This window comes from Leisingera sp. F5 (genome assembly GCF_001593695.1).
This window is the reverse complement of sequence record NZ_LUKH01000005.1, coordinates 24,718-48,882: the sequence shown is the minus strand read 5'-3', so window position 1 is coordinate 48,882 and position 24,165 is coordinate 24,718. Positions and strand designations below refer to the sequence as shown.

The following is a 24,165-nucleotide window of genomic DNA, read 5'->3' as shown; positions in this document are numbered from 1 at the left end:
CAAAGAGCGGCCCCATCCGGAGCCGCCCTTTCATCTTTTCAAAAATACTCGCCGAAGGCACAGGTCCGAAGGGCCTGTTTTGTTAGCCTGCCGGTGTCGAGGAAACACCAACCTGTGCCGCCCGCAGCAGACGGTCATGCAGCATGAACCCTTCCGCAGACACCTGAATGATGTCGCCTGCCTTGGTGCCCGGCACCGGTGCTTCGAACATAGCCTCATGCACCTGCGGATCAAACTTGTCGCCAACTTCCGGCGACACAACCCGGATGCCGTGCTTTTCGAACACACCCAGCAGCGAGCGCATGGTCAGTTCCACACCTTCGATCAGCGCCGCCGCAACTTCGCGCTGCTCGTCGGTCGCCGCTTCGATCGCGCGCTTCATGTTGTCGTAAACCGGCAGCATGTCACGGGCCAGTTTCGAGCCACCGTAATTCTCCGCTTCCCGGCGTGCCTTGTCACCGCGCTTGCGGGCGTTCTCAGCATCCGCCAGCGCCCGCATGAACCTGTCCTTCAGCTCATCCCGTTCCGCCCGGAGTGAATCGATTTCCAACGAGGCATCATCAAATTCCTCGGTCTGCCCCGCCAGCTCCTCAGCCTCGGCGGCAGCGATATCATCCAGAAAGTCTTCGTCCTTGAGCTCTGCCATGTTTCACCTCTAACTCCGGTCAGACAACAGTTTGCCGACCAGTTGTGCCGTATAGTCTACAATCGGCACAATCCGTCCGTAATTCAGGCGCGTCGGGCCAATCACCCCTACCGCACCGATGATCTTTCGATCCGCGTTCATATAGGGAGACACCACCAAAGAGGAACCCGAAAGTGAGAAAAGTTTGTTCTCCGAACCGATAAAAATGCGCACGCCGTCACCGTCTTCGGTCAGTTCCAGAAATTCGGCGATATCACGCTTGCGCTCTAAATCATCAAACAAGGTCCGTATCCGCTCCAGCTCCTCCGCCGCACCGGTTTCGGCCAGCAGATTCGCCCGCCCGCGCACAATCAGCCGGGCCTGCTCGCTGTCATCCTGCTCCCAGACCGCCAGCCCGCTTTCAATCATAGCATGTGCCAGGCTGTCGATTTCCTGGCGCCGCGCCGAGATTTCGGTCTGGATCTGCCGCTGCACCTCACTCAGTGTCTTCCCCTCGATCAGCGCATTGAGGAAATTCGCCGCCTCCCGCATCGAACTGGGCGTCTGCCCTGGTGGCGGGGTGAACAGGCGGTTTTCTACATGGCCATCTGAGAACACCAGTACTACCAGCGCCCGGTCGTGCGCCAATGAGACAAACTCGATATGCCGGATCTCCGCCTCATGTTTGGGCGTCAGCACCAGCGACGCGCCTTGCGTCACACCGGACAGCGCCGCACCGACCCGGTCCAGCATCCCGCCGACATCGCCGGCATTCCGCCCAAGTGTCGCATCAATCTTCTCACGGTCCTGCACGTTGAGGTCGCCAACCTCCAGCAACCCATCGACAAACATGCGCAAGCCCATTTGGGTGGGCACCCTGCCAGCGCTTACATGCGGGCTGTCCAGCAGGCCAAGATATTCCAGGTCCTGCATTACGTTACGAACCGTGGCTGCGCTTACCTTTTCGCTCAATGAACGTGTCAGCGTGCGGCTGCCAACTGGATCGCCGCTCTCCAAATAGCTTTCGACCACCGTCCGGAAAACTTCCCGCGAGCGGTCATTCAGGTCTTGCAGAATATTGTTCGCGTCGCTCATCGGTATTCCAGCGTTGCTTGCGGATTCAACATAAGAACCCAAAGCTAGATTGTCATTAAAGAGCAGCGTGGGAAAAGGTCAATCGGGCTTGCATAGCTTGGCGTCCGGGGGATATCCCCAAGCCAGCAAATAAAGGATGTGCCATGCGACCCTCAGGACGAGAACTGAATGAAATGCGCGCCGTGTCGATTGAGACCGGCTTCACCAAACACGCCGAGGGCTCCTGCCTGATCAAGATTGGCGATACCCACGTCCTGTGCACCGCCACCATCGAAGACCGGGTGCCGCCCTTTATCAAGGGAACCGGTCTTGGCTGGGTCACCGCTGAATACGGTATGCTTCCCCGCGCCACCAATACCCGTATGCGCCGCGAGGCTGCATCAGGCAAGCAAGGCGGCCGCACGGTTGAAATCCAGCGTCTGATCGGCCGCGCATTGCGGGCCGGCGTCGACCGCGTGGCTTTGGGCGAGCGTCAGATCACTGTCGACTGTGACGTCCTGCAGGCCGATGGCGGCACCCGTTGCGCCTCGATCACCGGCGGCTGGGTCGCCCTGCGCCTAGCGGTTAACAAGCTGATGAAAGCTGGCGACGTCCACATCGACCCGCTGATGGACCCTGTTTCGGCCGTCTCCTGCGGTATCTATGCAGGCCAGCCGGTGCTGGATCTGGACTACCCGGAGGATTCCGAGGCCGGCGTTGACGGCAACTTTATCATGACTGGCTCGGGCAAGCTGATCGAAGTGCAGATGTCCGCCGAAGGCTCCCTGTTCTCCCGCGATCAGATGAACCAGCTGATGGATCTGGCCGCCAAGGGCACCACAGAGCTGGCAGAGATGCAAAAGGCCGCCTGCAAATGATCCGCAAACTGGAAGGCGGCAAACTGCTTGTCGCCACCCACAACAAGGGCAAGCTGAACGAAATCACCGAGATACTTGCCCCCTTTGGTGTCAGCGTTGCCGGCGCCGGCGAAATGAACCTGCCGGAGCCGGAGGAAACCGAAGACACCTTTGTCGGCAATGCCCGCATCAAGGCTCATGCAGCGGCCAAGGCAACCGGCCTGCCAGCCTTGTCCGACGATTCCGGGATCACTATCGACGCTCTGAATGGTGCCCCGGGCGTCTACACCGCCGATTGGGCAGAAACCCCTAATGGCCGTGACTTCCAAATGGCGATGACCCGCGCCAATAACGAGTTGAACGCAGCCGGCCCCGAGGTCCCCCGCACCGCGCAGTTCCGCTGTACCCTGGTCATTGCCTGGCCCGACGGCCACGACGAAGTGTTCGAAGGCGTGATGCCCGGCCAGCTGGTCTGGCCGATCCGTGGCGCGCATGGGTTTGGTTACGATCCGATGTTCCAGCCGGACGGGTATAGCATCACCTGCGCCGAAATGGACCCAGCGGAAAAGAACAAGATCAGCCACCGCGGCAAGGCAGTTGCCCAGTTCATCCGGGGCTGTTTCGGTGGATGACTGGCGCAATGGGGGCTTTGGCCTCTACGTGCATTGGCCCTTTTGCCAGGCCAAATGCCCCTATTGCGACTTCAACAGTCATGTCTCCGCAAAAATAGACCAAAAACTATGGGTTAGAGCCTATCTGAGCGAACTCGACAGACTCTCGGAACAGCTCTCAGGCCGTGTCCTCAACTCAATATTCTTCGGCGGCGGCACTCCTTCTCTGATGCAGCCGGAAACTGTCGCCGCTGTTATCGATCGGGCACGTGAAATTTGGCCCTTTGCCAATGACATAGAGATCTCTCTTGAAGCAAATCCTGGCTCTGTTGAGGCAGGTCGCTTTGCCGGCTACCGGGACGCCGGAGTCAACAGGATCTCCATGGGCATTCAGGCCCTGAACGACGATGACCTGCGCCGGCTGGGACGTATTCACAGTGTCTCCGAAGCCAAAGCAGCCTTTGATATCGCGCGCAAATGCTTTGACCGAGTCAGCTTTGATCTAATTTATGCCCGCCAGGGCCAAACACTGAAAACCTGGGAAACGGAACTTCGCGAAGCACTTTCCATGGCTATTGACCACCTGTCGCTCTACCAGCTGACAATTGAGGACGGCACCGCTTTTGGTGATCGCTACGCCCGGGGTAAACTGCGCGGTCTGCCGGCCGACGACACCTCTGCGGATATGTATCAGGCGACCCAGGACATCTGCGCGTCTTTTGGCATGGCCGGTTATGAAATCTCCAACCACGCCAAGCCGGGTTCGGAGTCCCGGCATAACCTGATCTACTGGCGATACGGTGACTACGCCGGGATCGGCCCCGGCGCTCATGGCCGTTTGAGTATTGATTGTACCCGGTACGCCACGGAAACCCATCTGGCCCCAGGTGCCTGGCTGGAAGCGGTCAGTAAGGGAAATGGGGAATCCCTGCGCGCTTCTCTTTCGCAGGAAGATGCTGTGGCTGAATACATGATGATGGGGATGCGTCTATCCGAAGGTCTGGATTTAGCACGGTACACTCAACTTTCAGGTGTTAATCTCCCCGAGAGTCGACTTGAGGATCTTGTACAGATGGGCATGATCACTATCTCAGAGAAGAGGCTTCGCGCGACTGATCAAGGACGCGCACTATTGAATGCAGTGCTCCGCGAACTGTTGATGGACTGAAACAATGCGTTTTATCTATGCCGGTCTAGGACTGTTCTGTGTCGGTTTGGCCGTAATAGGTATTGTTCTGCCCTTGCTTCCAACTGTCCCCTTCCTTCTCCTTGCCGCGTTCTTTTTTGCCAACTCATCTGAACGCCTGCACAGTTGGATCGTTGATCACAACATTTTTGGTCCTATGATCCTAGATTGGCGCGACCACGGCGCCATCCGGCCGGGCGCAAAAATGGCGGCAACCGTTTCGATTGCCGCCGTCTTCGGACTATCTCTGCTTCTTGGTGCCCCTGGCTACATAGTAGGGATCCAGGCGGTTGTTCTCTCTTCTGTACTTCTTTTCATCTGGACCCGGCCTAGCGGCTGAGCAGATTGCACAGCTCATCCAGTTGATCCAGGCTTTCGTAGCTGATCGTTACGGCGCCGGCTTCACCGCCAGGCTTATGATCGATAGCCACTTTCATTTTCAGAACCGCCGACAGATCTCCTTCAAGAGCACGGGTATCCGCATCCTTTTCCTGCGGCTTTCTCGGTCTCTTTTCGGCAGACGTCTGAACTCCAGCGGCATCTTTCTTAACCAATGCTTCGGTCGCGCGGACAGATAGCCCCCCCTTGACGATCTTCACGGCAAGATCTGAAGCATTGTCCGAAGTGATCAGTGCCCGGGCATGGCCAGCCGACAGCTTGCGCTCCTGCACCAGGTTTTGAACATCATCCGGCAGGTGCAACAAGCGCACTAGATTAGCAATATGGCTCCGGCTTTTACCAAGTGCTTCGGCCATCCGTTCCTGCGTGTGGCCAAACTTTTCCATCAGCTGTTTGTAGCTCTGCGCCTCTTCCAGTGCATTAAGATCAGAGCGCTGGATGTTTTCAATGATGGCCACTTCCATCATCTCAAGATCCGAGTAATCCCGGATCAACACAGGAACCTCATGCAGCTGGGCAGCCTGAGAGGCGCGCCAGCGGCGTTCACCGGCCACAATCTCGAATCTTCCGCCCGGCCGCGGTCGCACGATCAGCGGTTGCAGAACGCCCTTTTCCTTAATCGAGGCTGTCAGATCATCCAAGTCTTCTTGCAAGAACTGCCGGCGCGGCTGATTTGGGTTGGCAATGACATTTTCGATCGGCACCAGAATTTCTGCATTCCTAGGTGCCTCTGCCTGCGTGCTCACCGGTGCAGGGTTCACATCTGCCATCAACGCTGACAATCCCCGGCCCAGCCCGCGTGGTTTTGTTTTTTTGTCTGCCATGATTGCCTCCGGTAGGTATTTTGCATTTACGCCGCTATCTTGTGATGTTTAGTAAGGATTTCCTCTGCCAGCGCTCGGTATGCCTGTGCGCCAAGGGAGTTTGTGTCATAGTTTAGAACCGGTTGCGCATAAGAAGGTGCCTCGCTCACCCGGACATTGCGCGGGATCTTTGTTTGAAACACCAGATCACCCAGATTATCCCGGGCGTCCTGCTCCACCTGCTGCGACAGATTGTTACGACGATCAAACATAGTCAGGACAATCCCTTCAATCCGAAGGTTTGGGTTCGCTGACTGCCGCACTTCTCTAATTGTCAGCATGAGCTGGGTCACGCCTTCCAAAGCAAAAAATTCACTTTGCAACGGTACCAGAACTGAGTGCGCAGCTACCATTGCATTGACTGTCAGAAGATTCAGCGAGGGCGGGCAATCAATCAGAATATAATCCCAATCATATTCATCCATCGCGGTTTGACGCAGAGCATCATGCAAAAGAAAACTGCGTTTTTCATTGGTAAACAGTTCGATATCAGCCGAGCTAAGATCAACAGTCGCTGGGATGATACACAGATCCTCAATCTCCGTCGTTTGAATGACGTCACTCAGAGATGAGTCTTCAACCAAAAGATCATAAGTTGTCAGATCCCGATCCGACGGTTCTATCCCAAGGCCAGTTGAGGCATTCCCTTGAGGATCAAGGTCGACGACCAACACACGAAGTCCGGTTTCTACCAACGCAGCCGCCAGATTTATGGCTGTTGTTGTCTTCCCAACCCCGCCTTTCTGATTTGCGACCGCGATAATACGAGGCCCCTCAGGGCGGGAATAATCAGACACGTGCCACTTCCCTTATTTTCAGGATTACTGCTTCTTGTTCTGTCAGACTTGTAACCTGTTCCGCATCGAACTGCCATTGCTGCCGCGCGTTATCCACTTCTTTTTTCCAGCTTGCCCCCTTAGGAAACAGCGCTATCCCTTCGGATGACAGATGACGCTCCGAAAATTCCAGCAACGTGGATAAGTCCGCCAAGGCCCGCGCAGACAGAACGTCAGCCGCCTGAGGCGTAACCATTTCAATTCTTTCCGTCAAAACAGTCGCTTTGACGGAACATTCCCGTGCAGCCGTTCTAAGGAATGCAGATTTCCTTTGATCACTTTCGATTAATGTCACCTTCATATTTGGTGCTTCATCTGCAGCCAAAATAGCGATAATCAGACCGGGGAACCCGCCCCCGCTACCTATATCAACCCAATGCTCAACAAAACCAGTGCAACGAAAAACTTGTATAGAATCGGCGATATGGCGCGTCCAAAGATGAGCCAGGCTCGACTTCGATACGAGATTTATTTTCGGGTTCCACCTTTTAATGATCTGTTCAAACATCTCAAGCCTCTGAAATGTTTCACGTGAAACATTAAGACTTTCAAAAAGCATTTCCTTATTCACGCGGATTTCCCCTCTCTGGAAAGACCACGACGCAAACGTGCCAGCAAAAGCGCAAGCGCAGCCGGCGTCATTCCGTCAATACGCGCAGCTTGCGCCAGAGTTTCAGGTCTGGACTGGGATAATTTACTTTGAAGTTCCTTGGAAAGACCTTCAATTCCTTCAAATGAAAAGTCGGCGGGAAAGCGATAACCCTCATCCCTCTTCATCGCCGAAACTTCCCGCTCCTGGCGTGCAATGTAGTTGGCGTAGAGAGCATCACGCTCCAACTGCCGACGGATCTCTTCCCCTACCCCCTCTAATTCCGGCATTAGCGGGATAACATCCTCAAAGGAGACATCAGGAAAAGCAAGAACATCTACACCATTTCGACGGTTTCCATCTTGATTGATACGTATTCCAGCCGAGGAAACCTGCTTGGGTGTAAATGATTGTGATTCCAGGATGTTTCGACCGGAGGTCAGACACTCGATTTTCTCCAAAAACGCAATCCGCCGGCCTTCGCTGACACAACCCAGTTCGATCGCCTTGGGCGTTAGCCTCTGGTCTGCGTTGTCTGCCCGCAAGGAGAGACGAAATTCAGCACGGGATGTAAACATTCGGTAGGGTTCACTGACACCATTTGTGGTGAGATCGTCGATCATTACGCCGATGTAGCTGGTAGACCGGCCAAACGTAACCGGTTCCTCCCCCCGAGCCATACGCGCAGCGTTCAAGCCGGCAACCAACCCCTGTGCGGCGGCTTCCTCATATCCGGTTGTCCCATTTATCTGCCCGGCCAAATACAAACCAGGAACGTCCTTCACAGACAGGTCCAGCTTCAAAACCCGAGGATCTATATAGTCATATTCAATTGCATACCCCGGCTGGAGGATCTCTGCTCTTTCAAGCCCCTTGATGGACCGGACATATGCCTCCTGGACGTCTTGCGGCAGGCTTGTAGAGATACCATTCGGGTAGACTTTGTGATCCGAAACACCCTCCGGCTCCAAAAAGATCTGATGCGATTCCTTGTCAGAAAAGCGAACAATTTTGTCTTCTATCGACGGACAGTATCTTGGACCGACACCTTCAATGTGCCCGCCGTACATTGCTGACCGCTCCAGGTTTTGCCGGATGATGTCATGTGTCTGCGTATTAGTGTGAGTAATCCCGCAGGAAACCTGTTTAGCGCTTATTTCCCTTGTCATAAATGAGAAGAAGACCGGATCATCGTCCCCTGGCTGGGCGTCCAGACTGTCCCAGTCGATAGTACGTCCGTCCAGTCGGGGCGGTGTACCCGTCTTCAGCCGACCTAGCGGCAGCTCAAAACCGTCCAGGCGTTCAGCAAGCTGTACGGAAGGTTTATCACCAATCCGGCCTCCAGGTCTGGAAATGTCTCCAATGTGAATAACCCCACGTAGAAATGTACCAGAGGTGAGAATAACCGTCCTGGCTGGAACTTCACTGCCGTCAGCCAATACTGCCCCTGCAACAGCTTCGCCCGACATGAGGAAGTCCGTCACTTCACCTTCGAGAATATCCAGGTTTGGCTGCGCTTCAGTTAGCCTCAGCATTTCCTGGCGGTATATCGTTCGGTCAGATTGCGCCCTTGGCCCTTGAACTGCAGGTCCCTTCCGGCGATTTAGGAGACGGAATTGTATCCCTGCAAGATCAGCAACACGGCCCATTACACCGTCAAGAGCATCAATTTCCCGGACAAGATGCCCTTTACCCAATCCGCCAATCGCGGGATTACAAGACATCACACCGATTCCATTGCGATCCAGCGTGATCAGTACTGTTTTTGCACCCATTCTTGCGGCGGCGTGAGCGGCTTCCGAGCCGGCATGTCCGCCGCCAACCACAATCACATCATACTTTGAATGTTTCACGTGAAACACTCCTTCACTTTCCCAGACAGAAGCTCGAGAAAATCTCATCAAGGAGATTCTCCACACCAATCCGGCCCACCAGTGTTTCCAGGGCCCGGATTGCCGAACGCATCTCTTCGGCGGCGATATCATAGAATTCCGAGCCACGCGACAGGATTTCCTGTGCCTCGGCCAAACTCACCAATGCAGACAGCATAGCATCCCTGTGTCGAGCGCGAGTCGCTATTCCAGCTTGAGATGACCGATTTTTCAGAACCGATGTGATGTGTTCGACTAACCTGTCGATACCCTCACCCGACCTTCCTGAGATCGCATTTACCGCGTTTTGGCGGAGGTCAGCCTTTGGTTGAAGACGGATATCACCATCCTCCATCGCGACATCCAGAACATCACAATCTTCAGCCAAAAATACACGCATGTCTGCATCTTCCGCGCGTTTCCGCGCTAAAGCGATGCCAATACCTTCAACGTGATCGTCGGTATCCCGCAGACCTGCGGTGTCCAGCAAAGTGACTGGCAATCCGGCCAGATCCATACGCACTTCGATAATATCGCGGGTGGTTCCGGCAAATTCAGATGTGATCGCCGCCTCGCGGCCGGCCAGCGCATTCAACAGTGTGGATTTTCCAACATTTGGTGCACCAACGATGGCCACCTCGAATCCGTTACGGATTCGTTCGGCAATTTTCACTCCATCAGTCTCTCTTTCAAGACCGGCTTGGACTTCAGCCAGCAGTGCCGAAACTTCCGGAGTTACATCAACAGGAACTTCCTCGTCAGCAAAATCAATTGTTACTTCGATCAAGGAAGCCGCGCGAATCAGACTGGTACGCCAAGTTTCAGCCAACTTCCCTAGCCCGCCGGCAAGAATAACCTGTGCCTGCTTGCGCTGTGCGTCGGTTTCCGCGTCAATCAGATCTGCGAGCCCTTCGACCTGAGCCAAGTCCAGGTTTCCGTTTTCCAAAGCGCGCCGGGTGAATTCGCCCGGTTCAGCCATCCGTAAACCAGTAAAGCGGCCTAGATTTTCAAGCACAGCTGATACAACAGCCGTGCTTCCATGCACTTGAAATTCAACAGTATTTTCACCAGTGAAGCTCTTGGGAGCCGTAAAGCTCAAAACCAATGCTTCATCAAGGCGCTCACCTGATTCGTCTTGCAAGATACGCAAGCTTTTGCCCCGCGCCGGCAAAACGCCTCCGCAAAGCTGCGCGCCGGCTTCATGCGCCAAAGGACCTGAGATGCGGATCACCGCAACTCCGGCCTTCCCTTGTGCGGAGGCCAGCGCAAAGATCGTGTCCATGGGATGGCCCTTTTTTATTCGCCCGCCCGGATCAGGTATTCATCGAGTCGAAGAACTCGGTGTTCGACTTTGTCTGCTTCAGTTTGGACAGAAGGAACTCAATCGCATCGGTAGTTCCCATCGGGTTCAGAATACGGCGCAGAACAAAGGTCTTGGCCAGATCGACCTTGTCGACCAGCAAGTCCTCTTTCCGGGTGCCAGACTTGAGGATGTCGATCGCCGGGAACACGCGCTTGTCTGCAATTTTGCGGTCCAGCACGATTTCCGAGTTGCCGGTGCCCTTGAATTCTTCGAAGATCACCTCGTCCATCCGGCTGCCCGTGTCGATCAGTGCAGTAGCGATGATGGTGAGCGAACCGCCCTCTTCGATGTTCCGGGCAGCACCAAAGAAGCGCTTGGGCCGCTGCAGGGCGTTTGCATCAACACCACCGGTCAAAACCTTGCCTGACGACGGCACAACAGTGTTAAAGGCCCTACCAAGTCTTGTGATCGAATCGAGAAGAATAACAACATCTCGTTTATGCTCCACCAGGCGCTTGGCCTTTTCGATCACCATTTCCGACACTGCAACGTGGCGTGTGGCAGGCTCATCAAAGGTAGAAGACACAACCTCGCCTTTCACCGAACGCTGCATGTCGGTCACCTCTTCCGGGCGCTCGTCGATCAGCAGCACGATCAGATAGCACTCGGGATGGTTCTTCTCGATCGAATGCGCGATGTTCTGCAGGATCACCGTTTTACCGGTCCGCGGCGGTGCCACGATCAGCGACCGCTGGCCCTTGCCGATCGGTGCGACCAGGTCGATCACCCGCGCTGAGCGGTCCTTGATGGTGGGATCCTCGACTTCCATCTTCAGCCGTTCATCCGGGTAGAGCGGGGTGAGGTTGTCAAAGGCGATCTTGTGGCGGGCCTTCTCAGGCTCTTCAAAGTTGATCATGGTGACGTTGGTCAGCGCAAAGTAGCGTTCGGTCTCCAGCGGCGCCTTGATCTGGCCGTCAACGGTATCGCCAGTCCGCAGGGAGTACTGACGGATCATGTCAGGCGAGACATAAATATCGTCTGGACCCGGCAGATAGTTAGCCTCAGGCGAGCGAAGGAAACCAAACCCGTCCTGCAACACTTCCAGCACGCCGTCACCGCTGATATCCCAGCCCTCATCCGCGCGTTCACGCAGGATCTGGAACATCATCTCGCCTTTACGCATGGTCGAGGCGTTTTCAATCTCCAGTTCCTCAGCCATAGCCAGCAGAGACTTGGGGCTTTTCGCCTTGAGATCGGACAGATTCAGGGATTGCACGGTCATATAGATACGGCCTCTACTCCCCCGCTTACCCAGGGGTTGGTCACACGACAGGATTGGAAAACACGGTGGCCCGGACGGGCCCGTTGGGAGCCATACATAGGGACTCGTTCCAGATGAGTCAAACGCCGGCTGCAGACGTTCCAGGCCTGACAGGCCCCTTTCTGCACCTCTGTGCTAGAATTTGAAGATCACCGAGACGACAATCACCACCATCAGAGCAGTTGGTACTTCGTTCATCATCCGAAACTGCCGGCCCGACAGCCTGTTCTTCCCTGCAGAAAAGTCGCGGAAGCGGAACAGCAGCCAATGGTGGAACCAGGTCATGGCGATCACGGATACGCCCTTGGTCCAGGGCCATACAAAGCCCCAGTCAACGATCCCAGGGGTCAACACAATGAACAGCCCTGCTGCCCACGACACGTACATTGCGGGTCGCATGATGATCCGGAGGAGCTTCTCTTCCATTTGCAGAAAGATCGGCACTGTGTCCTGGACATTCTCTGCTTGCTCCACGTGATACACGAACAGGCGGGGAAGGTAGAAAAGCCCGGCCATCCAGCTGATTACAGCCATGATATGCAGTGATTTGGCATACGGGTAGAGCGTGAACATCAGGTCGCTCAGGTCCATGGGCAGTTCTCCCCGGTCAGATCTGATCACCCTAATAATTAAAGATATATTAGAAGGATGATGTTTTTGTAGTGTGCATGGATTCCGGTGGATAAGTGAATCCTCCTCCGCTTATCCCCAGCAGGGATAAGATTCCAGATGGGATGGGACAGGCGGCATGGAAATTTTCTGAACGCCTTATAAATCGGGTGTTTTAACGCTGTGTTTACCTATCCGTGCTTGGGGATAAGACCGGGATGATCCGGGGAGAGCCGGCATATCCACGAAAACAAAGTTATCCCGCCCCACAAAGGACGACTCGGCGAACTGAATCCTGAGATTTGAGTCAACCCCGGGAGTCTTTACTTAGCCGCGGAAAACCATACAAAACGTCCTGAAACCGTCTGCTTCTTTCCCACGGGGTTTTCCACATGACTGCCCACATAGTGCTGGCTTCTGGTTCCGAAATCCGGGCGCATCTGCTGCGCCAGGCCGGGATAGAATTTGAAACCGATGTTCCGCGTCTGGACGAGCAGGCGATCAAGTCCGCGCTCTTGGCCGAAGAGGCTTTTCCGCGTGATGTCGCCGATGCGCTGGCAGAAGCCAAGGCACGCAAGATCAGCGGGAAGCACCCCGGAAAGCTGGTATTGGGATGTGATCAGGTTCTTGATTTCGACGGAAATCTCCTTTCAAAACCTGTCAGTGCCGATGAGGCGGTGTCTCAGTTGAAGGAGATGCGGGGCAAACGGCACATGCTGTTGTCTGCCGCCGTGATCTACCGCGACGGTGAGCCCATCTGGCGCCATGTTGGACAAGTCCGTCTGGTCATGCGGAACTGCACTGATGCATATCTCCAGGATTATGTCGCTCGGAACTGGCACAGCATCCGCCATGCAGTGGGCGCTTACAAACTGGAGGAAGAAGGTGTGCGGCTGTTTGCCAGCATTGATGGCAGCTACTTTAATGTCTTGGGATTGCCGTTGATGGAGCTTATCAGTTACTTGGGTTTGCAAGGGGTAATCGAGCAATGACAGTAGCAAAAATCCCGCTCGCCGGCGTGATCGGCTGTCCGGTTGCACATTCCAAATCACCGCAGTTGCACCGTCACTGGCTGAACACCTATGGCATTTCCGGCTACTATGTGCCGATGCATGTGGAACCTGATGATCTGGCCGAAACCGTCCGGTTGATGCCTAAAATGGGGTTTGCAGGTGCTAATGTCACAATTCCGCACAAAGAAAAGGTGATGGAAATTGCGGATAAGGTCACTGACCGGGCTAAACTGATCGGCGCTGCCAACACGCTGATATTTCGCAGGGATGGAACGATCCTGGCTGACAATACTGACGGCTACGGCTTCATCACCAACCTGCATCAAGGAGCACCGGATTGGGATCCGCAGTCCGGCCCGGCAGTTCTGTTGGGCGCGGGCGGTGCCTGCCGTGCGGTTGTTGCCTCATTGCTGGAAGCTGGAGTGCCGGAGATCCTGCTGACCAACCGCACCCGCGGTCGGGCTGACCAGTTGCATTCGGACTTTGGCAACCGTGTCCGGGTGGTCGAATGGGTTCAGGCCGGCAATGTCATCGAGGAGGGTGCGCTGATTGTGAACACCACCTCCTTGGGCATGGTCGGCAAACCGCGTCTGCGGGTTCCGCTGGATGGATTGCAGCGCAATGCAGTTGTGACTGACCTGATTTATGCGCCATTGAAAACCGAGCTTCTGCAGACGGCTGAGGATGCAGGTTGCACTGTGGTCGATGGGCTGGGCATGCTGTTGCATCAAGCGGTGCCCGGGTTCGAACGCTGGTTCGGACACCGCCCTGATGTGGATGCCGCGACGCGGGCGGCGGCTCTCAGATGAGTTTCAGCCTCGGCCTTACCGGCTCCATCGGCATGGGCAAAAGCACCACTGCCAAGCTGTTTGCCGCCCAAGGCTGCGCGGTTTGGGACGCGGATGCGGCTGTTCACCGGCTTTATGGCCAGGGAGGCGCAGCCGTTGCTGCCATGCAGGCGGCGTTCCCCGAGGCAGTCGAAGACGGCGAAGTCAGCCGCGCAGCGCTGAAACGTATCATCGGTGAAAACCCTGAGGCATTGAAGCATATCGAAGCTATTGTGCATCCGCTTGTCGCACGGGACCGGGCAGAGTTCCGGGAAGAAGCGCAAAGCGATATCCTGGTCTTTGACATTCCGTTGCTGTTTGAAACGGGCAATGATGCCGAAATGGACGCAGTGGCCTGCGTGTTCGTGGATGCAGAAACACAGAAGGAGCGGGTTCTTGCCCGCGGCACGATGACGGTTGAGCAATTCAAGCATATCCTTCAAAAGCAGCTGCCGATTGAGGAAAAACGCGCCCGTGCCGACTACGTGATCGAAACAGACACGCTGGAACACGCCAAGACACAGGTGGCTGTAATCCTCGCAGACATCAGAAGTAGGCTTAGCCATGCGTGAAATCGTTCTTGATACCGAGACCACCGGGTTTGATCCGTTTTCCGGCGATCGGATCGTCGAAATCGGAGCGGTGGAGCTTTTCAATCATATGCCCACCGGCAAGACGTACCACGAGTATATCAATCCGGAACGCTCGATGCCGGCCGAAGCGTTTTCGGTTCACGGCATCGGTCCTGATCTGCTGGAACCGCCTCAAAAGCCTGAACCCGGCGCGGTGACGCTGAGGGACAAGCCGGTTTTTGCCAGAGTCGGGCAGAGTTTCCTCGATTTCGTGCAGGATTCTAAACTGGTCATTCACAATGCCAGCTTTGACATGAAGTTCCTGAACGCTGAACTGGATTGGATGGGCCTGCCCAAACTGCCGATGGATCAGGCGCTCGACACGCTGGGGATGGCGCGTAAGCGTTTTCCTGGTTCGCCGGCGACGCTGGATGCGCTGTGCCGCCGCTTCAACATCGACAATACCAACCGGACTCTGCACGGGGCATTGCTCGACTCGGAAATTCTGGCCGATGTCTATCTGGAGCTCATCGGCGGCCGCCAGCCGGATTTCGGCCTGTCTGCTCAATCAACTTCTGGTGCAGCTAAGGCGGAAGATGACTGGCGCCCTGCTCCTCGCCCCTCGGCTTTGCCCCAGCGGATCACTGTGGAGGAGCTGGCAGCGCATGAAGAATTCGTGGCCAAGCTGGGTGATGAGGCTTTGTGGAAGGTTTCCTGAACCCTAGCCTGACCGGCAAAGTAAAAACGCCGCTGAAATCCAGCGGCGTTTTCTATTCCGAATATCCGAAACCTTACTGAGTAGGGGCTGCTGCTGCCGCTTCGGTCTGACGGCGGGCCAATTCGTTGCGGTAAATCGCTACAAAGTCGATGTTGTCCAGGTTCAGCGGCGGGAAGCCGCCGTCGCGGGTCACGTCCGACACGATGCGGCGCAGGAACGGGAAGGTCATGCGCGGGCATTCGATCAGCAGGAACGGGTGCAGCTGATCTTCCGGCACGCCGGCGATGTTGAACACGCCGACATATTCCAGTTCCAGAACAAACAGGACTTCGCCGCCTTCCTTGTTCTTGGATTCAACGGTCAGTTTGGTGACAACCTCATACTGGTTCTCGGCCGAGCGCTTTTTGGCGTCCAGGTTCACCTGCACGCTGACGTCGGGCTGCACGTCGCCGCCGGTGCCTTTTTGCGCCATCACGTTTTCAAACGACATGTCGCGGATGAACTGGCCCAGAATGTTCATCTGGACTTGCGGCTGCTGCTGGGCTTCGCCGTTTTCGGCCATCGGGATACTCCTGAAAATATGCTTTTGACCGTGCTTAGCAGCTTGGTCCGGGTAGCTCAACGGGGGCCGTCAACCCAGCCTGACGGGCCGCTTGGACGCTCACCTGGGGTCACATCTTCGAAATCCCCGTCAATGATATCATCCGGCCTGCCGGTGGTTCCAGGATAGTGGCGGCCCTGCATGCTGCCTGGCCCCATTTGGAACTGTGCAACGGTGACACGGGCCCGAATGTAGCGGTAAACCGCCAGCCGCACCGGCGGCATCAGCAACGCAAAGCCAAAGGCATCGGTAAAGAAACCCGGGGTCAGCAGCAGCGCGCCGGCAAACAGGATCATAGCCCCATGGGCCAAAGGTTCGGCCGGATCGGACAATTGCTGGAACGATGAGCGCAGCTGTCCCATTGCCATGCGGCCTTGGGTTTTCACCAGCCAGGTACCCAGCACCGCCGTCAAAACCACGATGGCCAGGGTCGGCCACAGCCCGATTGCGCCGCCAACTTGAATAAACAAAGCAATTTCAATGATGGGAACCATCAGAAAGGCCAGGAAGAGATACATGAGGGTTTCCTTGCGATCATACACCCGGGCGGTAGACTTGCCCCCGCCCGTCACCTACATAAGGTCTGACCGCTTTGGTTTCAAACAAAGCACGAACGCCTAGCATGAGGTATCCATGGAGTCGCCTGTGATTCAGCTTTTGGTTCTGGCCGGTATTGCTGTGTTTCTGATCCTGCGCTTGAAAAGCGTACTTGGAACACGCGAAGGTTTCGAAAAGCCACCGCTGCCGCAATCCGAAGCGCGGAGCCGCCGCCCCGATCTGGAAGTGATCGAAGGCGGCCCTGACCGCGACATTACCGATTATGTGGCCGATGACAGCCCGCAAGCGCAGGCCTTGGCTGCGATGAAGCGGGTTGAGCCGTCCTTCCAGGTCCAAGAATTCGTTCAGGGTGCACGCGGTGCCTACGAAATGATTTTGATGGGCTTTGAGCATGGCAACCTGGACGATATCCAGCCGTTTCTGGCCGAGGATGTGTTCGAAAGCTTTGTAGATGCCGTTGCGCAGCGTGAGGATCAGGGGTTCAAGATCGAGGCCGAGTTTATCGGCGTGCGCGAAACCACCGTGGCGGATGCCACGTTCGACACACAAACGGGCCGCGCTGAGATCACCATGCGTTTTGTTGGTGAGATGACGTCTGTTGTCCGCGATCGCGGCGGCGATATTGTCGAAGGCGACCCCAAGGCAGTGAAGCGTCAGAAGGACACCTGGGTTTTTGCCCGCAATATGGGTGCCGATGATCCCAACTGGCAGCTGGTTGCGACGGACGCATGATTGCGGCGCTTCGGGGGGCAATTGGGGCAGCTGCGATCGCAGGTGCCGCGATGACCGCCTCCGGGGCGCATTCTGAAACCGTGTCCAGCATCCTGGATTTTGCCCAGCTGGATGGCTGGGAAAAGGATGATCACGCCCAAGCGTTGCAAGTTTTTCTGGGAACCTGCAAGGACTTGAAAGATCCCGACTGGGCTGCCTTGTGCAAGGCAGCGCAATCGCAGCCCCCCGCAGGGGCGCGGGCGTTTTTCGAACTCTTCTTCCGCCCGGTTCTGATTGAGGATGGCGATCCGGCTCTGTTCACCGGCTATTTTGAGCCAGAGCTGAGCGGTTCCCGCTACCCGACAGGCCGGTTTCGCTATCCAGTCTACAAGATGCCGCCTGAGGCGCGCGGCACCGGTTTGTGGCTGCCCCGGCGGGACATTCTGACCAGTGGTGTCATGGAAGCCCGCGGGTTGGAAATTGCCTGGGTGGACGATCCGGTGGAGCTGTTCTTTCTGCAGATCCAGGGGTCTGGCCGGATCCGCTTGCCGGATGGCTCTATGATCCGGGTCGGCTATGGCGGCGCCAATGGCCACACTTATAAATCCATCGGCAAGGAATTGGTGCGTCGCGGTGTCTACAACGCCCATCAGGTCAGCGCCCAAGTGATTAAATCCTGGGTCCGGCGCAACCCTGCTGACGGCAAGGAGTTGCTGTTTCACAATCCGTCTTATGTGTTCTTCCGTGAAGTGCGCAAAGTGGCGGCTTCCAAGGGGCCGCTTGGCGCGATGAACCGCTCGGTCACGCCAATGCGCACCATTGCCGCCGACCCTGCATACACCCCGCTGGGTGCGCCGGTTTGGGTGGAAAAGGACGGGCATATGCCGTTGCGCCGCCTGATGGTGGCGCAAGACACCGGCTCTGCCATCAAGGGCGCGCAGCGGGCTGACGTCTTTGTCGGCACCGGCGATGCAGCTGGCGAGACCGCCGGCACCATGAAAGACCCGGGGAGGATGGTGGTTCTGCTGCCGATCCAGCGGGCCTATGCGATGCTGCCGGAAGACCTTTGAATGACACGGCGGAAACTGACAGGAGATGAGATCGACCTCTGGCACAAGGTCGTGAAACACGCCGAACGTATACATCCAGGTGCGCATTCTACGCCCCCTGCCCTGCCGATGCCGAAACCCAAACCGGTTAAGCAACCTGAGCCAAGACTGGACCCATTTGAGATTGGCAGCCGCGCCAGGCCCAAACCGCTGAAACATGATCTGAAGCCTTCGATTGCCCGCAGCCTGGCCGGGGATCCGGTGCAGATGGATGAAAAATCCTTTCGCCGCATGAAGCGCGGCAAACTTAAGCCGGAAGGCAAGCTCGACCTGCACGGCATGCGCATCGATTCGGCGCACCCTGCCCTCACCCGGTTTATCCTGTCTGCCCAAGCCTCCGGAAAACGGCTGGTGCTGGTAATCACCGGCAAGGGCAAGGACCGCGACGAGCCAGGCCCGATGCCGATCCCGCGCGGGGTGCTGCGCCACAAGGTGCCGCAATGGCTGTCACTGCCGCCGCTGGCGCAAGCAGTGATGCAGGTCACCCCTGCCCACATCAGCCATGGCGGTGAAGGCGCCTATTATGTCTATCTCAGACGCAGCCGGTGACTATCTGTTGTCCGCGGGCGTGCTTTCCAGTGCAACCTTGATGGTGCTGTCCTGGATAACAATCTGACCGGGCAGAATCTTTTGCAGCAGGTCCTGGTTGTGCGTGAATGTGTCTGCGGTTTCCCGTGCACCGTTCAACAGCGCAATCAGCGCCGGCGACGAGGCTGCCACAAAATGCTGCGATTCCGCTTCATCTGCAAAGGCCGTGGTGTCGATCACTTCAACCGGCAGACCGCTGACTGCATCAATACTGTCCAGATTCCCCAGTCTTTCGCGGCCATTCAAGCCGCGCAGGCGCTGTGACAGTGTCAGGACGTTATCTTTTCGTGAAACGAAAATCAGGAACGGCTGTGGCACCTGCGTGAATCTCCGCATCTGGGATTTGAACACGTCAACATCCAGATCAGGTGACATCAGGATGACACCGCCCAGGTTCTGTGCTGTCCAGCCGGGAGTTTTGATCTCCATCTGGCGCAGGGTTTCCATAGTCAGCAGCCCGCCCATGGAATGGGCGACAACCACAATCCGTTCGACTGCGGAAGCGCGCAGTTTGCGCAGCAGAGATTCCAGCCCGTCGCGGGCAAACAGCACGCTGTCGCCATCATAGGCATAGCCCAGCGGACGGCCCTTGCTCGGCCAAGAATAGATGACCGTTGCCCCGGGAACATTAATGTCGTGGGTCAGCTGGGCAGCCCGGAAAGCGGTCTCTGCCTGGGTGGAGTTGAAGCCGTGAACAAAAACCGTGACTTCGCGCTCCTGTTTGGGAAAATTCGCCAGTTCTTGCTTCAGCCGCGCAGAAAAGGCTGCCTCGGTCTCGAACGTCTTTCGTCCCGCCATGGTGAATTCAGTGGAGGGGTCCGGGTTTGCGTAGCCGAACTTCAGCGAGCCGGGCTTATGACCCGGCGGGATTGAAACCGTGAGCTCAAGCAGGCTGACTCCGTCGGTGCGCTCCGACCCAAAGGTGCCGTCCGGCAGCGGTTCGCGGTTTGTGGCTGCGAAAATGGTTTTGGGAGTACCCAGTTCCAACGCCTCAGGAACTGTTGGTGTAAAGGATCTGTCAGTACAGGCCGCCAGAAGGACCATAATCACACCGGAAATCAGGCGCAGCCCGTGCATATTGTTCACCTCAATCAATTGGCGGCAGGCTACTGCACCTGCCGCCAAAGTCCAGTGGCTGCTATAGATCCGGTGTATTAGAGCACGTAACGGCTGACATCCGCGGAACGGCCAAGCTCGCCGAGGTTTTTCTTCACGAAACTCGCGTCCACGGTGACCGCGTCGCCCGACCGGTCAGGCGCAGTAAAGGACAGTTCCTCGAACACCCGTTCCATCACCGTGTAAAGCCGCCGTGCGCCGATGTTTTCCACGGTCTGGTTTACTTCGGCGGCAATTTTGGCCAAGGCGGCGATACCGTCTTCGGTAAAGGTCACCTCAACCTCTTCCGTGCCCATCAATGCAGTGTATTGGAGGGTCAATGCGTTGTCGGTCTCGGTCAGGATGCGCACGAAATCCGCTTCGGTCAGCGCCCGCAGGCTCACCCGGATCGGCAGACGGCCCTGCAGCTCCGGCAGCAGATCCGAGGGTTTGGCGATATGGAACGCGCCGGAGGCAATGAACAGGATGTGGTCGGTCTTGACTGGTCCGTGTTTGGTGCTGACGGTGGTGCCTTCGATCAGCGGCAGCAGATCCCGCTGCACGCCTTCGCGGCTGACGTCGCCGCCGCGGGTCTCCTGGCGCGCGCAGACCTTGTCGATTTCGTCCAGGAAGACGATGCCGTTCTGCTCCACCGATTCCAGCGCGGTGCGGGTGACGGTTTCATCGTCCAGCAGCTTGTCGGCCTCTTCGCTGATCAGCACTTCATAGCTTTCAGAAACGGTCAGTTTCTTGCGGGTGGTGCGCCCACCCATCGCCTTGCCGAACAAGTCGCCCAGGTTCAGCGCACCCATATTGCCTCCGGGCTGGCCGGGGATTTCGAACATATTGCCCATCGGGTTGGATGTGTCTGCAACATCCAATTCGATCACAGTGTCGTCGAGTTCACCCGATTTCAGCTTCTTGCGGAACATTTCGCGGGTGGCTTCGCGCGCGTCTGAGCCGGCGATCGCTTCCAGCACCCGGTTCTCGGCAGCTTTCTGCGCGTTGGCTTTCACATCTTCGCGCATGAATTCGCGAGTCTGGGCGATGGCGCTGTCTGCCAGATCCCGGATGATCTGCTCCACATCGCGGCCCACATATCCGACTTCAGTGAACTTGGTCGCCTCGACTTTGATGAAGGGCGCGCGCGCCAGTTTTGCCAGCCGGCGGGAGATCTCCGTCTTGCCGACACCGGTGGGGCCAATCATCAGGATGTTCTTCGGGTACACCTCATCCCGCAGGTCATCAGCCAGCTGCTTGCGCCGCCAGCGGCTGCGCAGGGCCACGGCAACGGCACGTTTGGCTTCTTTCTGGCCGATGATGAAACGGTCCAGCTCAGAAACGATTTCGCGTGGGGTCAAATCAGTCATGGGTACTTCCGTTTCAGTGGGATGGCGGCAGCCGGTCAAGCGGCAGAACGCCAGACAATAGGGAGAGCAGCGCAGCACGGATATGGCTCCAGAAAGCCCCTAGAGCGACCAGGAACACGCCGAGCGCCAGGATCGTAATGGCGGTGCCTTCACCGTTGAAAACAGTTCCTGCAAGGGTAACGCTATAGCCGATTGCGGCAATCAGGAACGAACGCCGGTCAATGATGATTGCGATCATGGCAAACAGCAGCAGCACACCGAGCAGCAGCATGTTGGAACCTGAGGTGCCGGCGTCCAGCAAGCTGAGCGCAATTGTATTCACCAGGGCCGGCGCCGCAACGACGTGCAGCCAGAAACCTTGGGCCGAGCGTCTGGTTACCCGGTGCGGATCGCTGAGATCAAAGGCCATGGCTGCTGTAAATACGGCAAATCCGACGGCCAGCGTGATCCAGGCAAACGGCCCGCTGGCCGACAGCAGGAAAAGGTCGCTTATGCCGGCAGGCGTGCCTGCCTGTATCGATCCTGATAAGAGGGCGAGAACAAAAACACCCAAGGCGATCAGTGCCATGGCAAAAGGAACGCGAAAGCGCAGCCAGAAAATAGCAATGGCAACGGTTGCCAGCGCAAATGGCAGCGGCAGGCTCGAAAAATCGTTTTGCGCGATCATGAAGGGCTGGGAGTAGCCTGCCGAAAAACCGGTGCCGGCGTTGCCGGCCCACAGAAGTGAGAGTGCGATCGCGGGTGCCACCATGCGGCGTCGGCGTATGAAGTATTCAGACAGCATCCATAGCACGGCTGCACCGGCGATGGCCGAATAGACGGCCTTGTCCTGATAGCCGCCGATTGACCCGGCCAGATCAACCGCTGTGAAGGCCATCCAGCCAGAGGCCAGGATTAACAGCCCGATAACAATGAAGATTTCATTAAATCCCTTGAACAGCTCAAAGGGTTCATCGCCAGGTGCCAAGTTCTCCCGCGCGCCTCTGCGGCTGTGCGCCAATGCCAGAAGCGAGGCAGCTTGGGCCTCGGACAGCAAGCCGGATCCTACAGCAGCCCGCAAATCATTGTTATCAACCTGGGTCACGTCAGTTTTCCTGACCTATGCTCTCAACTGTGAGGTTGCCATTGGTGTAGACGCAGATATCGGCAGCGATGGCCATGGCATCGCGGGCCACATCTTCGGCGGATTTGCCGCTGTCCATCATGCCGCGGGCGGCGGCCAGGGCAAAGTTCCCGCCCGAGCCGATAGCAGCGACATTGTGCTCAGGCTCCAGCACGTCGCCAGCACCGGTGATCACGAGCATGTCCGCACCATCGGTGACGATCAGCATGGCCTCCAGTTTCTGGAGGTATTTATCGGTGCGCCAGTCCTTGGCCAGTTCGACACTGGCGCGTGCAAGCTGGCCGGGAGTCGCCTCTAGCTTGGCTTCCAGCCGCTCCAGCAGGGTGAATGCATCGGCTGTGGATCCGGCAAAACCCGCCACCACGTCAAATCCGCCCGGCGACAGGCGGCGCACCTTGCGGGCCGTGCCTTTTATCACCGTCTGCCCCAGCGACACCTGGCCATCGCCGGCGATGACAACCTGGCCATCTTTCTTCACGCCGATGATGGTGGTGCCGTGCCAGCCGGGGAATTGATCGTCTGCCATTTGTGCCTCCGCTTTGTTGCCCACTATATGGAACCATCCCACCGCCGGCACAAGAGAGCGCACAAAGTCCGGTACCAGGCAGCAGCTGTATGGTTGTCCACAGCTATGCAGAAATTGCAAATCGGGGCTGATAAACCGGCAATTGTGGGACTCAGCTGCACATCCTACATGGGGTTCACAACCGGCACAGGGTCGGCTGTTTCTCAGAAGGACTAGCGCTATGACCACCGCAAACATCTACGCGCCGCTCGGAGCAGTCACCGTTCTCCGCGTGGTCGATGTACTGATCAACGTGAAGACCGCTCTCGTGGAATGGAACGAGACCCGTGAAACCCGCAAGGCTTTGGCACAGTTGTCGGATGCTCAGCTGGAAGACATCGGCATGAACCGTGCTGATATCGCCAATATCTGATATCAGATGATCAACAGTTTTGAATGAGCCGCCCGTAATTGGGCGGCTTTGTTCATTTTGGGACGCTGGTTTTATACTTGCCAGCCTGATCCGGCAGCCAGGCCTCAATAGCAGCCGTGGCGACCACATGACGCGTTCCGGCTTCTGCATCCTCTACATCCAGCCCGCCCATAACGGCGCGCACGCTGGCGCGGCCCCGCGGCAAATCCTGGGACACCAGATCGCAATCCACTGCCTCCGGCTGCTGCACACCGATTGTCACGTCCACCCGCATTTCGCTGTGATCAATCCCGAGCTTCGCAAACAGGGTGATCGACGAATGGTGCAACGCGTCCTGCACCGCGCGGCGGGCAGCCTTGGTGTAATCCTGGCCATACAAATCATTGCCGGTGCCCATTTCCAGGATGATGCGTTTTTCGGTCATTCCGCGGCCTCCATGTCAATGGACACAACCACGGCCGCATTGGCGATCACCGTGCACCCGCCGTGGGGCTTTTCGATATTGAGCCCACCGTCCACAACCCGGATACTGGGCTGGCCGTAAGGAAATATCTTCAGCAGCGCATTGTTGTCCACGGCTTCGGGTTTCTGAACGCCGATCTCTGCCTCGATGATCATGTCTTCTTTCTGGAAATCAAACAGTTCCGCCATGCTGACGGAGTTGTGCCACAGCGCGTCCTTGATCGCGCGGCGGGCAGCTTCGGTGTAATCTTCGCGCCTGAGCGATGTGCCCATGCCGAATTCCACCAATACCCGAGTCTTGGCCATAGTGCCTCCTGTACCTGTTCCGGGCGGGAC

The 24,165-nt window shown here is 56.9% G+C and carries 29 protein-coding genes; 12 read left to right on the top strand and 17 right to left on the bottom strand.

All coding sequences use genetic code 11. The annotated features are described in order from the left end of the window. Positions 1-82: 82 nt before the first annotated feature. Both A2I95_RS04580 and hrcA read right to left on the bottom strand, forming a co-directional pair. Positions 83-646, bottom strand: coding sequence for a nucleotide exchange factor GrpE (locus A2I95_RS04580; protein WP_291728299.1), 564 nt, complete (start codon positions 644-646; stop codon positions 83-85). A gap of 9 nt (positions 647-655) precedes the next feature. Further along, positions 656-1,720 (bottom strand): heat-inducible transcriptional repressor HrcA, encoded by a 1,065-nt coding sequence (gene hrcA, locus A2I95_RS04575; RefSeq protein WP_291728298.1) that lies wholly within the window; start codon positions 1,718-1,720, stop codon positions 656-658. Between the two features lie 143 nt (positions 1,721-1,863). On the opposite strand from hrcA, the gene rph reads away from it, so the two are divergent. The 4 genes from rph to A2I95_RS04555 are packed head-to-tail and all read left to right on the top strand — an operon-like array spanning position 1,864 to position 4,693. Then, the gene (gene rph, locus A2I95_RS04570; RefSeq protein WP_259988621.1) at positions 1,864-2,577 is read left to right on the top strand and encodes a ribonuclease PH; all 714 of its coding nucleotides are present in this window, start codon (positions 1,864-1,866) and stop codon (positions 2,575-2,577) included. Then, positions 2,574-3,188, top strand: a complete 615-nt coding sequence (gene rdgB / locus A2I95_RS04565; protein ID WP_291728294.1) for an RdgB/HAM1 family non-canonical purine NTP pyrophosphatase — start codon at positions 2,574-2,576, stop codon at positions 3,186-3,188. The genes rph and rdgB overlap by 4 nt, the downstream gene beginning before the upstream one ends. Beyond that, on the top strand, positions 3,181-4,335 hold the full coding sequence (hemW, locus tag A2I95_RS04560; protein WP_291728291.1) for a radical SAM family heme chaperone HemW: 1,155 nt from the start codon (positions 3,181-3,183) through the stop codon (positions 4,333-4,335). The genes rdgB and hemW overlap by 8 nt, the downstream gene beginning before the upstream one ends. Before the next feature lie 4 nt (positions 4,336-4,339). Further along, positions 4,340-4,693, top strand: coding sequence for a YbaN family protein (locus A2I95_RS04555; RefSeq protein WP_291728289.1), 354 nt, complete (start codon positions 4,340-4,342; stop codon positions 4,691-4,693). Here the strand turns inward: A2I95_RS04555 and A2I95_RS04550 are convergent. From A2I95_RS04550 to A2I95_RS04520, 7 genes are all read right to left on the bottom strand, one after another. Next, positions 4,683-5,576 (bottom strand): ParB/RepB/Spo0J family partition protein, encoded by an 894-nt coding sequence (locus tag A2I95_RS04550; RefSeq protein ID WP_291728287.1) that lies wholly within the window; start codon positions 5,574-5,576, stop codon positions 4,683-4,685. The two genes, A2I95_RS04555 and A2I95_RS04550, sit on opposite strands and share 11 nt — an antisense overlap. Before the next feature lie 26 nt (positions 5,577-5,602). Then, complete coding sequence (locus tag A2I95_RS04545) at positions 5,603-6,412, bottom strand: AAA family ATPase (protein ID WP_291728285.1); 810 nt, start codon at positions 6,410-6,412, stop codon at positions 5,603-5,605. Beyond that, positions 6,405-7,022: a 16S rRNA (guanine(527)-N(7))-methyltransferase RsmG gene (rsmG, locus tag A2I95_RS04540; protein WP_291728283.1), complete on the bottom strand. Its 618-nt coding sequence runs from the start codon at positions 7,020-7,022 to the stop codon at positions 6,405-6,407. Before rsmG ends, A2I95_RS04545 begins: the two co-directional genes overlap by 8 nt. After that, positions 7,019-8,893, bottom strand: coding sequence for a tRNA uridine-5-carboxymethylaminomethyl(34) synthesis enzyme MnmG (gene mnmG, locus A2I95_RS04535; RefSeq protein ID WP_291728281.1), 1,875 nt, complete (start codon positions 8,891-8,893; stop codon positions 7,019-7,021). Before mnmG ends, rsmG begins: the two co-directional genes overlap by 4 nt. Before the next feature lie 13 nt (positions 8,894-8,906). Next, entirely contained in the window at positions 8,907-10,193 is a 1,287-nt protein-coding gene (gene mnmE, locus A2I95_RS04530) for a tRNA uridine-5-carboxymethylaminomethyl(34) synthesis GTPase MnmE (RefSeq protein ID WP_291728279.1), read from the bottom strand. A gap of 31 nt (positions 10,194-10,224) precedes the next feature. Beyond that, on the bottom strand, positions 10,225-11,496 hold the full coding sequence (rho, locus tag A2I95_RS04525) for a transcription termination factor Rho (protein WP_027256978.1): 1,272 nt from the start codon (positions 11,494-11,496) through the stop codon (positions 10,225-10,227). 174 nt (positions 11,497-11,670) lie between these two features. Next, positions 11,671-12,126, bottom strand: a complete 456-nt coding sequence (locus A2I95_RS04520; RefSeq protein ID WP_291728277.1) for a CopD family protein — start codon at positions 12,124-12,126, stop codon at positions 11,671-11,673. Positions 12,127-12,536: 410 nt separating this feature from the next. On the opposite strand from A2I95_RS04520, the gene A2I95_RS04515 reads away from it, so the two are divergent. The 4 genes from A2I95_RS04515 to dnaQ are packed head-to-tail and all read left to right on the top strand — an operon-like array spanning position 12,537 to position 15,274. Beyond that, entirely contained in the window at positions 12,537-13,136 is a 600-nt protein-coding gene (locus A2I95_RS04515; protein WP_291728275.1) for a nucleoside triphosphate pyrophosphatase, read from the top strand. Continuing rightward, the gene (locus A2I95_RS04510) at positions 13,133-13,966 is read left to right on the top strand and encodes a shikimate dehydrogenase (protein ID WP_291728273.1); all 834 of its coding nucleotides are present in this window, start codon (positions 13,133-13,135) and stop codon (positions 13,964-13,966) included. The genes A2I95_RS04515 and A2I95_RS04510 overlap by 4 nt, the downstream gene beginning before the upstream one ends. After that, positions 13,963-14,556, top strand: a complete 594-nt coding sequence (gene coaE / locus A2I95_RS04505) for a dephospho-CoA kinase (protein ID WP_291728272.1) — start codon at positions 13,963-13,965, stop codon at positions 14,554-14,556. Before A2I95_RS04510 ends, coaE begins: the two co-directional genes overlap by 4 nt. Then, positions 14,549-15,274 (top strand): DNA polymerase III subunit epsilon, encoded by a 726-nt coding sequence (gene dnaQ, locus A2I95_RS04500; RefSeq protein ID WP_291728270.1) that lies wholly within the window; start codon positions 14,549-14,551, stop codon positions 15,272-15,274. Before coaE ends, dnaQ begins: the two co-directional genes overlap by 8 nt. 73 nt (positions 15,275-15,347) lie before the next feature. Here dnaQ and secB read toward each other — a convergent pair whose 3' ends face one another. After that, positions 15,348-15,836, bottom strand: coding sequence for a protein-export chaperone SecB (secB, locus tag A2I95_RS04495; RefSeq protein WP_027256972.1), 489 nt, complete (start codon positions 15,834-15,836; stop codon positions 15,348-15,350). Between the two features lie 56 nt (positions 15,837-15,892). Then, on the bottom strand, positions 15,893-16,393 hold the full coding sequence (locus tag A2I95_RS04490) for an FxsA family protein (protein WP_291728268.1): 501 nt from the start codon (positions 16,391-16,393) through the stop codon (positions 15,893-15,895). Between the two features lie 115 nt (positions 16,394-16,508). Here A2I95_RS04490 and A2I95_RS04485 point away from each other — a divergent pair, with 115 nt between their 5' ends. Genes A2I95_RS04485 through A2I95_RS04475 form a run of 3 tightly spaced genes read left to right on the top strand, consistent with a single transcriptional unit; the run spans position 16,509 to position 18,802 of the window. Further along, positions 16,509-17,165: a Tim44/TimA family putative adaptor protein gene (locus A2I95_RS04485; RefSeq protein ID WP_291728266.1), complete on the top strand. Its 657-nt coding sequence runs from the start codon at positions 16,509-16,511 to the stop codon at positions 17,163-17,165. Continuing rightward, complete coding sequence (locus tag A2I95_RS04480; protein ID WP_291728264.1) at positions 17,162-18,214, top strand: murein transglycosylase A; 1,053 nt, start codon at positions 17,162-17,164, stop codon at positions 18,212-18,214. Before A2I95_RS04485 ends, A2I95_RS04480 begins: the two co-directional genes overlap by 4 nt. Further along, positions 18,215-18,802 (top strand): Smr/MutS family protein, encoded by a 588-nt coding sequence (locus tag A2I95_RS04475; RefSeq protein WP_291728261.1) that lies wholly within the window; start codon positions 18,215-18,217, stop codon positions 18,800-18,802. Here A2I95_RS04475 and A2I95_RS04470 read toward each other — a convergent pair whose 3' ends face one another. The 4 genes from A2I95_RS04470 to hslV all read right to left on the bottom strand — a co-directional run bounded on the left by A2I95_RS04470 (position 18,803) and on the right by hslV (position 22,955). Then, positions 18,803-19,918, bottom strand: coding sequence for an alpha/beta fold hydrolase (locus tag A2I95_RS04470; RefSeq protein ID WP_291728259.1), 1,116 nt, complete (start codon positions 19,916-19,918; stop codon positions 18,803-18,805). 77 nt (positions 19,919-19,995) lie between these two features. Continuing rightward, positions 19,996-21,306: an ATP-dependent protease ATPase subunit HslU gene (gene hslU / locus A2I95_RS04465; RefSeq protein WP_291728258.1), complete on the bottom strand. Its 1,311-nt coding sequence runs from the start codon at positions 21,304-21,306 to the stop codon at positions 19,996-19,998. A 13-nt stretch (positions 21,307-21,319) separates the two neighbouring features. Further along, positions 21,320-22,390, bottom strand: a complete 1,071-nt coding sequence (locus A2I95_RS04460) for a hypothetical protein (protein ID WP_291728256.1) — start codon at positions 22,388-22,390, stop codon at positions 21,320-21,322. Position 22,391: 1 nt separating this feature from the next. After that, positions 22,392-22,955: an ATP-dependent protease subunit HslV gene (gene hslV, locus A2I95_RS04455; RefSeq protein WP_291728254.1), complete on the bottom strand. Its 564-nt coding sequence runs from the start codon at positions 22,953-22,955 to the stop codon at positions 22,392-22,394. 220 nt (positions 22,956-23,175) lie between these two features. Here hslV and A2I95_RS04450 point away from each other — a divergent pair, with 220 nt between their 5' ends. Beyond that, on the top strand, positions 23,176-23,367 hold the full coding sequence (locus tag A2I95_RS04450; protein WP_027256963.1) for a DUF1127 domain-containing protein: 192 nt from the start codon (positions 23,176-23,178) through the stop codon (positions 23,365-23,367). A 52-nt stretch (positions 23,368-23,419) separates the two neighbouring features. On the opposite strand, the gene A2I95_RS04445 is transcribed toward A2I95_RS04450, so the two are convergent. Both A2I95_RS04445 and A2I95_RS04440 read right to left on the bottom strand, forming a co-directional pair. Beyond that, positions 23,420-23,791 (bottom strand): Lin0512 family protein, encoded by a 372-nt coding sequence (locus tag A2I95_RS04445; RefSeq protein WP_291728250.1) that lies wholly within the window; start codon positions 23,789-23,791, stop codon positions 23,420-23,422. Next, positions 23,788-24,135, bottom strand: coding sequence for a Lin0512 family protein (locus A2I95_RS04440; RefSeq protein WP_291728248.1), 348 nt, complete (start codon positions 24,133-24,135; stop codon positions 23,788-23,790). The genes A2I95_RS04445 and A2I95_RS04440 overlap by 4 nt, the downstream gene beginning before the upstream one ends. Positions 24,136-24,165: the final 30 nt, after the last annotated feature.

What these genes read in the sequence shown, in the direction of transcription:
- secB (WP_027256972.1), bottom strand. Translation starts at nt 15,836, where the DNA reads ATGGCCGAAAACGGCGAAGCCCAGCAGCAGCCGCAAGTCCAGATGAAC.
- A2I95_RS04470 (WP_291728259.1), bottom strand. Translation starts at nt 19,918, where the DNA reads ATGCACGGGCTGCGCCTGATTTCCGGTGTGATTATGGTCCTTCTGGCG.
- mnmE (WP_291728279.1), bottom strand. Translation starts at nt 10,193, where the DNA reads ATGGACACGATCTTTGCGCTGGCCTCCGCACAAGGGAAGGCCGGAGTT.
- coaE (WP_291728272.1), top strand. Translation starts at nt 13,963, where the DNA reads ATGAGTTTCAGCCTCGGCCTTACCGGCTCCATCGGCATGGGCAAAAGC.
- A2I95_RS04520 (WP_291728277.1), bottom strand. Translation starts at nt 12,126, where the DNA reads ATGGACCTGAGCGACCTGATGTTCACGCTCTACCCGTATGCCAAATCA.
- rho (WP_027256978.1), bottom strand. Translation starts at nt 11,496, where the DNA reads ATGACCGTGCAATCCCTGAATCTGTCCGATCTCAAGGCGAAAAGCCCC.
- A2I95_RS04480 (WP_291728264.1), top strand. Translation starts at nt 17,162, where the DNA reads ATGATTGCGGCGCTTCGGGGGGCAATTGGGGCAGCTGCGATCGCAGGT.
- hslV (WP_291728254.1), bottom strand. Translation starts at nt 22,955, where the DNA reads ATGGCAGACGATCAATTCCCCGGCTGGCACGGCACCACCATCATCGGC.
- A2I95_RS04490 (WP_291728268.1), bottom strand. Translation starts at nt 16,393, where the DNA reads ATGTATCTCTTCCTGGCCTTTCTGATGGTTCCCATCATTGAAATTGCT.
- A2I95_RS04515 (WP_291728275.1), top strand. Translation starts at nt 12,537, where the DNA reads ATGACTGCCCACATAGTGCTGGCTTCTGGTTCCGAAATCCGGGCGCAT.
- A2I95_RS04510 (WP_291728273.1), top strand. Translation starts at nt 13,133, where the DNA reads ATGACAGTAGCAAAAATCCCGCTCGCCGGCGTGATCGGCTGTCCGGTT.
- A2I95_RS04580 (WP_291728299.1), bottom strand. Translation starts at nt 646, where the DNA reads ATGGCAGAGCTCAAGGACGAAGACTTTCTGGATGATATCGCTGCCGCC.
- rph (WP_259988621.1), top strand. Translation starts at nt 1,864, where the DNA reads ATGCGACCCTCAGGACGAGAACTGAATGAAATGCGCGCCGTGTCGATT.
- dnaQ (WP_291728270.1), top strand. Translation starts at nt 14,549, where the DNA reads ATGCGTGAAATCGTTCTTGATACCGAGACCACCGGGTTTGATCCGTTT.
- A2I95_RS04440 (WP_291728248.1), bottom strand. Translation starts at nt 24,135, where the DNA reads ATGGCCAAGACTCGGGTATTGGTGGAATTCGGCATGGGCACATCGCTC.
- A2I95_RS04550 (WP_291728287.1), bottom strand. Translation starts at nt 5,576, where the DNA reads ATGGCAGACAAAAAAACAAAACCACGCGGGCTGGGCCGGGGATTGTCA.
- rdgB (WP_291728294.1), top strand. Translation starts at nt 2,574, where the DNA reads ATGATCCGCAAACTGGAAGGCGGCAAACTGCTTGTCGCCACCCACAAC.
- A2I95_RS04555 (WP_291728289.1), top strand. Translation starts at nt 4,340, where the DNA reads ATGCGTTTTATCTATGCCGGTCTAGGACTGTTCTGTGTCGGTTTGGCC.
- A2I95_RS04450 (WP_027256963.1), top strand. Translation starts at nt 23,176, where the DNA reads ATGACCACCGCAAACATCTACGCGCCGCTCGGAGCAGTCACCGTTCTC.
- hslU (WP_291728258.1), bottom strand. Translation starts at nt 21,306, where the DNA reads ATGACTGATTTGACCCCACGCGAAATCGTTTCTGAGCTGGACCGTTTC.
- A2I95_RS04475 (WP_291728261.1), top strand. Translation starts at nt 18,215, where the DNA reads ATGACACGGCGGAAACTGACAGGAGATGAGATCGACCTCTGGCACAAG.
- A2I95_RS04485 (WP_291728266.1), top strand. Translation starts at nt 16,509, where the DNA reads ATGGAGTCGCCTGTGATTCAGCTTTTGGTTCTGGCCGGTATTGCTGTG.
- hrcA (WP_291728298.1), bottom strand. Translation starts at nt 1,720, where the DNA reads ATGAGCGACGCGAACAATATTCTGCAAGACCTGAATGACCGCTCGCGG.
- A2I95_RS04445 (WP_291728250.1), bottom strand. Translation starts at nt 23,791, where the DNA reads ATGACCGAAAAACGCATCATCCTGGAAATGGGCACCGGCAATGATTTG.